This window comes from Streptomyces sp. NBC_00258, from assembly GCF_036182465.1.
Taxonomy (GTDB): Bacteria; Actinomycetota; Actinomycetes; order Streptomycetales; family Streptomycetaceae; genus Streptomyces.
On sequence record NZ_CP108081.1, the window covers coordinates 1,387,052 to 1,399,880 of the forward strand.

The following is a 12,829-nucleotide window of genomic DNA, read 5'->3' on the forward strand; positions in this document are numbered from 1 at the left end:
ACCACGTCCGGCGACTCCCCCGAATCCGAAGGAAGAGCACACCGCCATGGCCCACTACGTGTACGAATTCGCCGAGGGCGGCCGTGACATGGCCGACCTGCTCGGCGGCAAGGGCGCCAACCTGGCCGAGATGACCCGGATGGGCCTGCCCGTGCCGCCCGGGTTCACCGTCAGCACGGAGGCCTGCCGTGCCTTTCTCGCGACCGGCAGCGAGCCGGACGGGCTGTTCCGCGAGGTCTCCAGCCACCTGACCACCCTGGAGCAGGCCGCCGGGCGGCTTCTGGGGCAGCCGGATGACCCGTTGCTTCTGTCCGTCCGCTCCGGGGGCCGCTTCTCCATGCCCGGCATGATGGAGACGATCCTCGACATCGGGCTCAACGACGACTCCGTGCTGGGCCTCGCGAAGTCCTCCGGCAATGAGCGCTTCGCCTGGGACTCCTACCGCCGCCTCGTGCAGATGTTCGGCAGTACCGTCATGGGAGTCGACAGCGCGCTGTTCGAAGGCACCTTGGCCCGCCTCAAGGACATGCGCGGCGCGGCCGACGACCTGCATCTGGACGCCACCGACCTCGCCGGGCTGGTCGAGGCCTACAAGGACCTGATCCACCACGAGACCGGCGAGGACTTCCCGCAGCTGCCCGCCGAGCAACTGCGGCGTGCGGTCCTCGCCGTCTTCGAGTCCTGGAACGGCGAACGCGCACGGCTCTACCGCCGCCGCGAGCACATCCCGGACGACCTCGGTACCGCGGTCAACGTCCAGACCATGGTCTTCGGCAACCTCGGTCCCGACTCCGGCAGCGGCGTCGCCTTCACCCGGGACCCGGCCACCGGCGCCCCGGGCGTGTACGGCGACTACCTGGCCAACGCCCAGGGCGAGGACGTCGTCGCGGGCATCCGCAACACCATCCCGCTCGACGGACTGAAGGACCTGGACCCGACCTCGTACACGCAACTGCGCGACCACATGCGGACGTTGGAGACCCACTACCGCGACCTGTGCGACATCGAGTTCACCATCGAGCGCGGCAGGCTGTGGATGCTGCAGACGCGGGTCGGAAAGCGCACCGCGGAGGCCGCGTTCGCCATCTCCGCCGCGCTGGTCGACGAGGAACTGATCACCACGGACGAGGGCCTGGCGCGGGTCGGCGGAGACGGACTGTCCCGGTTGATGTTCCCTCGCTTCGACACCTCGAAGGTCGGCCCAGCACTCGCGCACGGTATCCCGGCCTCACCGGGGGCCGCCGTGGGCGCCGCGGTCTTCGACTCCGCCGAGGCCGTCCGTCGCGCCGCGGCCGGGGAGAAGGTGGTCCTCGTACGCCAGGAGACCACCCCCGACGACCTGCCTGGCATGATCGCCGCCCAGGCCGTGCTGACCAGCCGCGGCGGCAAGACGAGCCACGCCGCCGTGGTCGCCCGCGGCATGGGCAAGGTCTGCGTCTGCGGCGCCGAGGAACTCGGCGTGGACACCGGCGCGCGGCGCTTCACCGCCGACGGCACCACGGTCGAGGAAGGCACGGTCATCTCGGTGGACGGCTCCGAAGGCGCCGTGTACCTGGGCGCCGCCCCGCTTGTCGACTCCTCCGTGATGCGCTACTTCGAGACCGGCGAACACTCGGCGGGACTGGTCGAGGCCGTGGCCCGCGCGATGAACCGGGCCGACGGAGTACGACGCCTGGGCGTGCGGGCGAACGCCGACACCCCCGAGGACGCGGCCCGGGCCCGCCGGTTCGGTGCCGAGGGCATCGGCCTGTGCCGCACCGAGCACATGTTCCTCGGCGAGCGCCGACAGCTGGTCGAGGCGATGATCCTCGCCCGCACGGACGCCGAACGCGAACGGGCCCTCGACGGGCTGCTGCCCCTGCAGCGAGAGGACTTCATCGGCATCCTGGAGGCGATGGACGGCCTGCCGGTCACCATCCGCCTCCTCGACCCGCCCCTCCACGAGTTCCTGCCCGACCGCACGGAACTCGCCGTACGGCTCGCCGCTGCCGAGGCCCACGGCAACCCACCGAGCGCACACGACTCCGAGCTGCTCGACGCCGTGAACCGCATGCACGAGGAGAACCCGATGCTCGGCCTGCGCGGCGTACGACTGGGCCTGGTGGCGCCGGGCCTGGTCGCCATGCAGGTACGGGCCATCGCCGAGGCGGTCGTGGAGCGCAAGCGCGCGGGCGGAGATCCCCAGGCGGAGATCATGGTGCCGCTGATCGACACCGTCGAGGAACTGCGGCTGGTACGCGAAGAAGTGGAGCAGGTCCTCGCCGAGGTCTCCAACGCCTCGGGCGTCCCCGTCCAGTGCCCGGTGGGCACGATGATCGAGCTGCCGAGGGCCGCCCTCACAGCGGGCGCGATCGCGCAGGAGGCGGAGTTCTTCTCCTTCGGCACCAACGATCTGACCCAGACCACCTGGGGCTTCTCCCGCGACGACGTGGAGGCGGCGTTCTTCTCCGCCTACCTCGACAAAGGCATCTTCAAGGTGTCCCCGTTCGAGACGATCGACCGGGAAGGTGTCGGCCGCCTGGTCGAGATCGCGATCGCAGAGGGCCGCGCCGCGCACCCCGGGCTGAAGATCGGCGTCTGCGGCGAGCACGGAGGCGACCCCGAGTCGGTCCACTTCTTCCACACAGTGGGGCTCGACTACGTCTCCTGCTCCCCGTTCCGCGTCCCGGTCGCCCGCCTCGAGGCCGGACGGGCCGCGCTCCACGGGCCTGCGGACAACGACGACAGCAAGTGACGAAGAGCCGGGCTCCGGTCCGGCAGAGCGGTTCGACCCGATACACGGGACTGTCGGCCCCTGCCACGGCAGTCGGCTGGGCGAGAGGCTGAAGAAGCACCGGAAGCCGGGCTGCCGGGACCGTCCGAAGGGACGCCCCCGGTCGGTCCCCCCGCTTGGGCACGCGCGTCCGGCCGCCGGACAGCCATAGCGGGCGACAGCCCCCGGCGGAGCCCTGCGCCACCCACAGGTGCGCGACTCAGAATCAGCCGCTTCCTGTACCCGTAGAGGAGGAAATGCCGTGAAGACCCGCACCGTCGGCGAGGTGATGACCAGCGAGGTCGTCGAAGCCCGCCCGGAGACGTCGTTCAAGGACGTGGCACGGCTGCTGGACGGGCATCGCATCAGTGGCCTGCCCGTCGTGGATCACGACGACAAGGTCCTGGGAGTGATCTCCGAGACCGACCTGATACACCGGCAGGCGTTCCGCGCCGACCACGGCCGGGAGCGCCGCTTCCGGATGCCCGCGAGGCGGCGTGCGGCCCGCGCGGCGACCGCCAAGGCGACTGCCGTGACCGCGGAGGAGCTGATGTCCACGCCCGCGATTACCGTGCACCCGGAACAACGCGTCGCGGACGCCGCACGTGTGATGGAGCGCCACCACATCGAGCGACTCCCGGTGGTGGACGAGGAGGACCGCCTGATCGGCATCGCCACGCGCCGCGACCTCCTGCGCGTCTTCCTCCGGACGGACGACGAGATCCGGCAGGAGGTGATCGACGAGGTCCTGACCCAGGCCATGCTCCTGCCGCCCCAGAGCGTGTTCGTCTCGGTCAACGACGGGGTGGTCACGCTGGAAGGCCGGCTGGAGCGCCGCAGCGACATTCCGCTCACGATCCGGCTGACCTGGCGGGTGGACGGAGTCGTCGGCGTGATGAACAGCCTGACGTTCCGCATCGACGACACCCGCCCGCCCGAGAGTCACCCTTCACACAGGATCGACCACCACTGGCTTCCGGAGCGGTGACATCCGGCACTCACGGACCGGGGCCGGTCGGCCCCTCAAGGGGACCATCGGCATCTGCGGGACGGCACGGGGCCGGGGAGACCGTAGTGGTGGGAGCGGTACCGATCCCCCGCGGTGCCGCTCCCGCCCTCGCTCCCCACGCGCCGGTCTCGTTCGAGCCACTGACCTTGAGCCACAGACTTCAACGACGGAGGCAGATTCCCATGACCCGGCATGACGACAGCCGACCTCGGACCGCTTCAGGCAACGATGCGCCGTCGGACATCGCCGTCGCCGTGGACCGGTTGGTCGCCGACGGGCTCAAGGCGCTCGCCGACTACGAGTCCATGGACCAGGAGCAGATCGACCACATCGTCAAGAAGGCCTCGGTAGCCGCCCTGGACCAGCACACCGGGCTGGCCCGCCTCGCCGTGCAGGAGACCGGCCGCGGAGTCTTCGAGGACAAGGCCGCCAAGAACATGTTCGCGTGCGAGCACGTCACCCACAGCATGGGCCGAATGAAGACCGTCGGGGTCATAGCCCGCGACGACATCGACGACATGGTCGAGATCGCCGAACCGGTCGGCGTCCTGTGCGCGATCACACCGGTCACCAACCCGACCTCGACCACGCTCTTCAAGGCCCTCATGGCGCTGAAGACCCGCAATCCGATCGTCTTCGCCTTCCATCTCTCCGCCCAGCGCTGCAGCGCGGAGGCGGCCCGCATCGTCCGGGACGCGGCCGTCGCCGCGGGAGCGCCGGAGCACTGCGTGCAGTGGATCGAGTCCCCCTCCATCGACGCGACGAGCGCACTGATGCACCACTCCGGTGTCTCGCTGATCCTCGCGACCGGCGGCAACGCCATGGTCAAAGCCGCCTACTCGGCCGGGAAACCCGCGCTCGGGGTGGGCGCCGGCAACGTCCCCGCCTACGTCCACAAGAGCGCCCGTCTGCGCCGCGCCATCAACGACCTCGTGCTGTCCAAGGCGTTCGACAACGGCATGATCTGCGCCTCCGAGCAGGCCGTCATCCTGGACACCGAGATCTACGACGCGGCGCTGGCCGAGTTCCGCATCCTGCACGCCCACCTGGCCACCGCCGAGGAGAAGCGGAAGCTGGAGGCGTACCTCTTCCCCACCGATTCCTCGAACCGGGGGCACACCCGGTCGGAGGTCGGGGGAGGCTGTGAGCCCAAGGTCAACTCCGCGGCCGTCGGCCGGAGCCCGGCATGGATCGCCGAACAGGCCGGCTTCACCGTGCCCGCAGACACCTCGCTCATCCTCGTCGAGGCCGACCATGTCGGCCCGGACGAACCACTGACCCGCGAGAAGCTGTGCCCGGTTCTGACCGTGCTGCGCGCCGGCTCACAACGGCAGGGCTTCGACCTGGCCGCCGACATGATCGCCTTCCACGGCCAGGGCCACAGCGCCGTCATCCACACCGAGGACGCGGCACTGGCCGAGGCGTACGGCACACGCATGAAGACGGTACGGGTGATCGTCAACGCTCCGTCCTCGCAGGGCGCGATAGGCGGCATCTACAACAGCCTGCTCCCTTCGCTGACCCTGGGCTGCGGCTCCTGGGGCAGTACCTCGGTGTCCAACAACGTGTCCGCCGCCAACCTGCTGAACATCAAGCGCGTCACCGGTCGCCACAACAACCTCCAGTGGTTCAAGGTGCCGCCGAAGATCTACTTCGAGCCGGGATCCATCAGCTACCTCTCGTCCATGCCGGAGGTCCACCGCGTCACGATCGTCACCGACGCGACCATGACCCGTCTCGGCTTCGTGGACCGTGTCGGCCGCGTCCTGCAGCGCCGCCCCCAGCCCGTGACAGTGCAGATCATCGACAACGTCGAGCCCGAACCGAGCATCGACTCCGTGCGGCGCGGAGCCCGTCTCATGCACGACTTCCGCCCGGACACCATCATCGCGCTGGGCGGCGGCTCACCCATGGACGCCGCCAAGGTGATGTGGCTGCTGTACGAGCAGCAGGCCATCGGCAAGGAAATGGACTTCGCCGACATGCGGCAGAAGTTCTCCGACATCCGCAAACGCGCCTTCCGCTTCCCGGTCCTGGGCGAGCGCGCCCGCCTGGTGTGCATTCCGACCACCTCCGGCACCGGCGCCGAAGTCACCCCGTTCGCCGTGATCTCCGACCCGGCGACCGGCAAGAAGTACCCCCTTGCCGACTACGCGCTCACCCCCAGTGTGGCCATCGTCGACCCGCTGCTCACCGCCGACCTGCCCCCGGCCCTCGCGGCCGACAGCGGGTTCGACGCTCTCACTCACGCCATCGAGGCGTATGTGTCCGTCTACGCGAACGACTTCACCGACGGCCCTGCCCTGCACGCCATCAGGCTCGTCTTCGACAACCTCGAACCGGCCGTGAACGACCGCGACGCCCGGCCCGAGGCGCGGGAGAAGATGCACAACGCGGGCACGATCGCCGGCATGGCCTTCGGCAACGCCTTCCTCGGCATCGTGCACGCCATGTCCCACACGCTCGGCGCGACCTTCCACATCGCTCACGGCCGCACCAACGCCGTCCTGCTGCCGCACGTCATCCGCTACAACGGCACCGTCCCGACGAAGCTCACCGGCTGGCCCAAGTACGAGCACTACCGCGCCCCCGAGCGGTTCCAGGACATCGCCCGCACCCTCGGCCTGCCCGCGGCCACCCCGGCCGAGGGTGTCGAGTCGCTGGCCGCCGCCGTCGAACGGCTGCGCGACGGCGTGCGCATCGAACCGTCGTTCCACGACCTCGGCATCGACGAGCAGACCTTCCTCGACGCCCTGCCCCAGCAGGCTCTCAACGCCTACGAGGACCAGTGCGCGCCCGCTAACCCACGCATGCCCATGCTCGACGACATGCAACAGCTCATGCGCACGGCCTACCACGGCGAGAGGGTCGCTCCCGGCGAATAGGGTCGGCCGGTCGGCCACCTGGACCGAACGGCCCTTGTACGGCGCGATCAACCGCCGTCTGATTTAGACCACCGCCCGCACCCGGAATCGCTCTGTGGCTCTGGCAACGGTTCCTCAACCCGCCGAGCCACGGAGCGAGCGACGAATCCGTACGGAAGTTCACCATGGCAACCGAGAACGCCCAGCAGCCCGCCGCAGGACCGCGGCAGAGTGTCGAACTCGACAGCGCCGCAGCCCTGAAACTGCTGGGCAGTGTGTCGCTGGGCAGGGTCGTCTTCACCCAGCACGCGCTGCCGACCATCCGCCCGGTCAACCACGTCCTGGAGGACGGCGACATCATCATCCGCACCCACGAAGGCGCGGCCCTGACCTCGCACGCACAGCACGCCGGAGGTGAGGGCGTCGTCGTCGCCTACGAAGCCGACACCATCGACCCGGACACGCACCTCGGCTGGAGCGTCGTGGTGACCGGATACGCCCACCTGGTCACCGACGCCGCGGAGGTGGCCCGCTATCGGGCGATGCTCCGCCCCTGGATGAACCGGACCATGGACTACGCGGTCCGCATCCGTCCCGATCTGGTCACCGGAATCCGTCTCACGTCCGCGCCCGGGCCGGACGGCGGGCACGAAGCGAGCTGAGCGACGAAGGGCCGACAGGCCCAACGGGACAACCCCACACAGCCCTCGCGGCCGGGACCGTGCGCGACGGACGCTGGTCATGTGCCGGTGGTGCACTTCGGCCGGCGCGGACGAAGGAGCTGATCGCCATGACGACCCTCGTGGGATTCCCGGACCACCCGGTCCGGGTGAACGCGGAGCTCGACGCGCCGCTGTCCCGGTGGCTGTGGCTGGTGAAGTGGATCCTGGTCATTCCGCACTACGTGGTGCTGTTCCTCCTCTGGATCGCCTTCGCCGTGGTGAGCGTGATCGCGTTCTTCGCCATCCTGTTCACCGAGCGCTATCCGCGCGCACTCTTCGACTTCAACCTGGGTGTGCTGCGCTGGAGTTGGCGAGTCGCCTACTACTCGTACGGCGCCCTGGCCACCGACCGCTACCCGCCGTTCAGTCTGCGTGCGGAACCCGACTACCCTGCGCGGCTGGACATCGCCTACCCGGAACGGCTCTCCCGGGGCCTGGTGCTGGTGAAGTGGTGGCTGCTGGCCGTCCCGCACCTCATCGTCGTCGGCTTCTTCCTCGGCGGCTACCACCTCGGGTGGTGGTCGGGCGGACTCGTCGCCCTGCTGACCGTCGTCGCCGGCGTGATCATGGCCTTCACCGAGGAGTACCCGAAGGACCTGTTCGACCTGATCCTCGGTCTCAACCGCTGGGTGCTGCGCGTCGCCGCGTATGTCGGCCTGATGACCGACTCGTACCCGCCGTTCCGGCTGGACATGGGCGGCACCGAACCGGCCGATGCGGAGGAGTTGTCGTGACCACCATGCTGGTGACCGTGTTCCTGATCGCGCACGGGCTGCTGCACCCAGGTGTCTGGACGGCGCCGACGCAGCCCGGCAAACAGCTCGCCTTCGACCCCGGGCACTCGTGGGTCCTCGAAGCGGCGCACGTCTCCGCCGCACCGACCAGGGCCGCGTCGCTGGCGCTCGCCTGGTACGTGGCCCTGGTCTACGTCGTCGCCGGGGCCGGGGTGGCCGCGGGAAGCGGCTGGTGGCCCACCGCAGCGATCGTGGCGGCCTCTACCGGACTTGCCCTCAAGGCCATCTGGTTCGATCCCTGGCTCAGCGTCGGAGTACTGCTCGACGTGAGTGTCATCGTCGCCGTGGCCGGCACCTGGCCCGCGTCCCTCTACTGAACCGACCACGCCACCCGGCGGCCCGGGCCCGTCGGCGACAGGCACTACAGCGCGAGGGTGAACCACGTGGTTTTGCCCTCGTCGGTGGGACGGACGCCCCAGGTGTCGGCAAGGGCCCGGACGAGGATCAGTCCTCGTCCGGATTCCTCGTCCTCGGCTGCGAGCCGCGGCTGGGGCAGATGCGGACTGTGATCACTGACCTCGACGGTGAGTTCGGTGGCGGTGCGGCACAGGTGCAGGCCGAGGGGACCCTGGGCGTGCTGAACGGCGTTGGTCAGGATCTCGGAGAGCAGGAGTCGTGCGTCGTCCGCGGTTGTCGTGCAGTCCCAGGAGGTGAGCGCCTTGGTAAGGAAGGCCCGGCCCTCGGGTACTGATTCGGGGACGGCGGGCAGGTCGGTGGTGACAGCGGCCAGGGGCGCGTCCGGGAGCTGGGTCAGCAGCAGGGTGACGTCGTCGTTGTGGCCCTCCGCGTCGGGCAGCAGAGCGGCCAGGACGCGATCGGCGGCGACTTCCAGGTCGGGGGCGGTGGTGAAGAGGTCACTCAGTACGTCGGTGAGCTGCGCGAGTTGGTCCTCGATGTCACTGCCCGGGGTTTCGATCAGGCCGTCCGTGTAGAGCACGAGTGTGGCACCGGCCGGGATCTCCGCGCTGGTCTGCTCGTAGAGGACTCCACCGACACCGAGGGGTGCGTTCACGGGTGCCGACAGCGCCCGGGCGCCTTCACCAGGTGCGGCGATGAGGGTGGGCAGGTGTCCGGCCGAGCAGATGATCACCTCACCCGCGTCGGCCGCGATCACCAGATAGCAGCAGGTGACCAGCTGGTCGGGCACGTCCAGATCGGCGACGACCGTCTCCAGGGCCTGCATGAGCTGTCGGGGCTGCATGCCGGTCTTGGCCAGGGCATGTGCGGCGGAGCGCAACTGGCCCATGACTGCGGCGGCTTCCAGGCCGCGGCCCATCACATCACCGATCAGGACGCCGACCCGGCCGGCTCCCAGCGGGACGAGGTCGAACCAGTCGCCGCCCACCCCGGCCCCCTGAGTGGCGGGCCGGTAACGGCTGGCGGTGGCCAGCCCCGGGATGGCGGGCGGTGTGCCCATCAGACTGCGCTGCAGGGTGAGGGCGATGTGCCGTTGCTGTTCGTACAGGACGGTCAGTTCCGCTTCGGCCCGCTTGCGGTCGCTGATGTCACGGACAATGGCGCACGCCCCGATGACCGTTCCGTCCGGGGAGCGGGTGGGCCACAGGGTGATGTCGACGTCCAGCAGGCCACCGGAACGGGTCTGCCGCAGGGTCTCGAAGTGCTCGATCCTCTCGCCGTCGCGCAGTTGGTCCATGAGCGCGTCGATCTCGTGGCGGCGTTCGGACGGGGCGAGCAGGGACACATGGCGGCCCATGACGTCGTCCCGGGTGTACCCGTACAGCCGTTGGGCGGCGGCGTTCCAGTAGGTGATGTGACCGTCGAGGGTCTTGGCGAGGATCGCGTCCTGGGAGGACTCGACGAGTGCGGCCAGCTCGTTGATACGTTCCTCGGCCCGCCTGCGGTCGCTGACGTCACGGACGGCGGCGGAGACGAGCAGGCCGTCGGCGGTCTCCAGCGGGCTGAGGCTGATCTCGACCGGGAACTCGGTGCCGTCCCTGCGCAGCCCGTGCAACTCCAGGCCCGCTCCCATCGGGCGCACCTGACGGTTGGCGGCATAGCCGTCGCGGTGCTGGACGTGGTGGGCACGGAAGCGGCCGGGGATGAGCAACTCGACGGGTTGGCCGAGGAGTTCTTCGCGTCGGTAGCCGAAGAGCGCCTCGGTCTGGGCGTTGACGAGTCTCATGGTTCCCATGTCGTCGACGATGACCATCGCGTCCGGCGCCGCCTCCAGCAATCCCCGAAACCGCTCCTCGGCGCCTTCTGAACCGCCCTTGAGCGCTCCCGCGCAGCATTCGCGCCCTCCGCGGCAGGCCACTGGGGCTTCCGGGATTAACGCCGGTCCGACCGTGTCACGCATGTCCGCCCCCAACGACCCGCATCTCGAAATCAGTTGGGCCATCCCAGCGTGTTTCGGTCACAGCGACTCCGGCATGTTCCTTGTTGTCCGTACAACGGCCGAACCTGTTCCCTGTGAGAGCACGCAATGCCCATCTGTCGGCTCCTCCGCCCCTGCTGTGAGCGGTGCGGTCCTCGTGGTCAGTCGTGCGGGACCACCGCTACCGGCGCGGTGGCGTGATGCAGGACCGCATGGGTCACGGGGCCTATGTGAGTCCCGAACTGCGCGTGCCGGGTACGGCGGCCGACGACCACGAGTGCCGCGTCCCGTGAGGCATCCACCAGGTTCGAGCCCTCTCCGCCGATCACAGTCTGCTCGTGCACCTCGACACCGGGGAACTTCGTCCGCCACGACCGCAGTACGTCGCTCAGCTCGTGCCGTACCTGGGCCGTCAGTTCGGCGTCGAACTCGGGGGCGACGATTCCACGCCGACGGTCACATGGCGGGTGGTCATGTCCGTCCCTTCCTATGGATCGATGGGCCGGGCAGGCACGGATATGGCGTCCCCACCCGGTTCGCGAGGTCGGCGCGACGCCGTTTCAGGCATGCGGGATCACAGCGACGGGGCACCCGGCGTGGTGCAGCACTGCGTGCGCGACGGAACCGATGTGCGTACCGAGCCGCGCTTCTCGCACCCGCCGTCCCACGACGGCGAGGGCCGCTCCGGAAGTGGCCCTCACCAATTCATTGGCCGCACGCCCTTCGACAACCGTCTCGGTGACGGCGACCTCGGGGAACTTCTCGCACCACGGGCGCAGCGCCGCGACCACGGCGTGTTCGTGCTCGGCCAGCCTTTCGGGGCCGGACTGCGGAACCGGCCGGTCGGCGGCCGGGTGGGCCGGCGGGGCGCTGAAGACGTGAACAACCCGGAGGGCCGCATGGCAGCGCCGGGCCGTCTCGAAGGCGAACTCGATCAGCTCGTCACAGGGCCGGCCGGTGTCGAGACCGAGGACGATGTCGCGATACGGGGTCTCGGAGATCTCGTCCGGCGAGACTCCGCCGGGGGCCGAGAAGTGCTCGTCCGCGGAGCTCTCCCCCACCCGTACGAGCACCACGGGACACGTCGCCCTGGCGACGACCCGCTGGGACACGGAGCCGACCAGGAAACCCGCGACGCCGCTGAGTCCACGGGAGCCGAGGACCAGCAGCCCGGATTGCTCGGTAGCCGCGAGCAACGCGGCGACCGGCGACTGCGACACCGGCTCGTCGATGATGCGCAGCCCGGGGTGAGAGGCGCGGACGCTGTTCGACGCCCGCATCAGGGTCTGCTCGGCCCACTCTCGCTGGGAGACGCCCATCGGCACCGACGGGGCGGGGCGCGGACGCCATTCCCAGGCATGCACCAGACGCAGCGCGACGCCGCGCCGAATCGCGTCCCGGGCCGCCCAGTGCGCGGCGGCCAGGCTCTCGGGCGAGCCGTCGATCCCTGCGGCGACGTGTCGAAGCATGATCCGCACCTCCTGGGTGTGTAGGTACCTGTCCTTGTGTCGAGCCTCGTGCGAAAAGGACACGGTGAGCAGGGGCCGCCCGGGCCCTTCCGAGAGCCCTTCGGCCCAACGCTGAGCGGTCCTGGCGATGTCGCGCGGCTCTGGGCACCTGTTCCCTACCGGTCCGGTGCCGTACGGCCCGGTCTCTGGGCCGGGTGGCCCCTGGTGAGGGCCGGCCCGCCGCAAGACGCTGGAGTCGGCAGGTCAGTACTCCCGTCCGGGAGGGAGGAATGACACACACCACCCGGCACAGCGCACTGGTCGTCCTGGCCGCCTTCACCACGGCTGCGGCCCCGGCCCATCGTCGTCGTGCTCGTCGACCCCACGAAGCGGTCCACGTTCTCCAGGAAGAAGCAGGGTCATGAACACTTCCACCACATTCAGCATGCTGCGTGCGCTGCCCGCCGACCACCGCGAACGGCTGATGCGCGGCGCCCGCGAGGTGTCCTTCCCGCAGGGGGCCCGCCTTTTCGAAGAGCGCACGCGCGGACCGGTTCTGGATCATCCGGACCGGCACGGTGGCTCTCGACATGCATGTGCCGGGGCGCCGCGCGGCCGTGATCGAGACCATCGGACACGACGAACTGGTCGGCTGGTCCTGGCTGTTCGCGCCGCACGCGTGGCATCTGGGCGCCGAGGCCACGAGCCCGGTCCGCGCCTACGAGTTCGACGCCACGGCCGTACGGGCGATGTGCCAGGACGACCCCGCCCTGGGCCACACGGTCACCCAGTGGGTGGGCGACATCCTCGCCCACCGGCTGCGGTCGACCCGTAACAGGTTGCTGGACCTGTACGCGCCGTACGGCAGCGGAAGCACCCTGTGACAGGGCTCGAATCCGACGCGA

9 protein-coding genes and 1 pseudogene are annotated in these 12,829 nt (G+C 69.7%); 7 read left to right on the forward strand and 3 right to left on the reverse strand.

All coding sequences use genetic code 11. From position 1 onward, the window contains the following. The first annotated feature begins 46 nt into the window (after positions 1–46). The 6 genes from ppdK to OG718_RS06595 all read left to right on the forward strand — a co-directional run bounded on the left by ppdK (position 47) and on the right by OG718_RS06595 (position 8,458). Positions 47–2,734 (forward strand): pyruvate, phosphate dikinase, encoded by a 2,688-nt coding sequence (gene ppdK / locus OG718_RS06570; protein ID WP_143643893.1) that lies wholly within the window; start codon positions 47–49, stop codon positions 2,732–2,734. Positions 2,735–3,014: 280 nt separating this feature from the next. After that, positions 3,015–3,740 (forward strand): CBS domain-containing protein, encoded by a 726-nt coding sequence (locus OG718_RS06575; RefSeq protein WP_306935577.1) that lies wholly within the window; start codon positions 3,015–3,017, stop codon positions 3,738–3,740. A gap of 203 nt (positions 3,741–3,943) precedes the next feature. Beyond that, entirely contained in the window at positions 3,944–6,646 is a 2,703-nt protein-coding gene (adhE, locus tag OG718_RS06580) for a bifunctional acetaldehyde-CoA/alcohol dehydrogenase (RefSeq protein ID WP_328843571.1), read from the forward strand. Between the two features lie 164 nt (positions 6,647–6,810). Further along, positions 6,811–7,287, forward strand: coding sequence for a pyridoxamine 5'-phosphate oxidase family protein (locus OG718_RS06585; protein ID WP_143643891.1), 477 nt, complete (start codon positions 6,811–6,813; stop codon positions 7,285–7,287). Positions 7,288–7,415: 128 nt separating this feature from the next. Beyond that, positions 7,416–8,081, forward strand: coding sequence for a DUF4389 domain-containing protein (locus tag OG718_RS06590; RefSeq protein ID WP_328843572.1), 666 nt, complete (start codon positions 7,416–7,418; stop codon positions 8,079–8,081). Further along, the gene (locus OG718_RS06595) at positions 8,078–8,458 is read left to right on the forward strand and encodes a hypothetical protein (RefSeq protein ID WP_143643889.1); all 381 of its coding nucleotides are present in this window, start codon (positions 8,078–8,080) and stop codon (positions 8,456–8,458) included. Before OG718_RS06590 ends, OG718_RS06595 begins: the two co-directional genes overlap by 4 nt. Positions 8,459–8,502: 44 nt before the next feature. Here the strand turns inward: OG718_RS06595 and OG718_RS06600 are convergent, their stop codons facing one another. The 3 genes from OG718_RS06600 to OG718_RS06610 form a co-directional block, all read right to left on the reverse strand. Further along, positions 8,503–10,311, reverse strand: coding sequence for a PAS domain S-box protein (locus tag OG718_RS06600; protein WP_398940085.1), 1,809 nt, complete (start codon positions 10,309–10,311; stop codon positions 8,503–8,505). Between the two features lie 326 nt (positions 10,312–10,637). Further along, positions 10,638–10,994 (reverse strand): universal stress protein, encoded by a 357-nt coding sequence (locus tag OG718_RS06605; RefSeq protein ID WP_143643887.1) that lies wholly within the window; start codon positions 10,992–10,994, stop codon positions 10,638–10,640. A 42-nt stretch (positions 10,995–11,036) separates the two neighbouring features. Beyond that, positions 11,037–11,945, reverse strand: a complete 909-nt coding sequence (locus OG718_RS06610) for a universal stress protein (RefSeq protein ID WP_143643886.1) — start codon at positions 11,943–11,945, stop codon at positions 11,037–11,039. Positions 11,946–12,345: 400 nt separating this feature from the next. On the opposite strand from OG718_RS06610, the pseudogene OG718_RS06615 reads away from it, so the two are divergent. After that, positions 12,346–12,808, forward strand: a pseudogene (locus OG718_RS06615) (Crp/Fnr family transcriptional regulator). Positions 12,809–12,829: the final 21 nt, after the last annotated feature.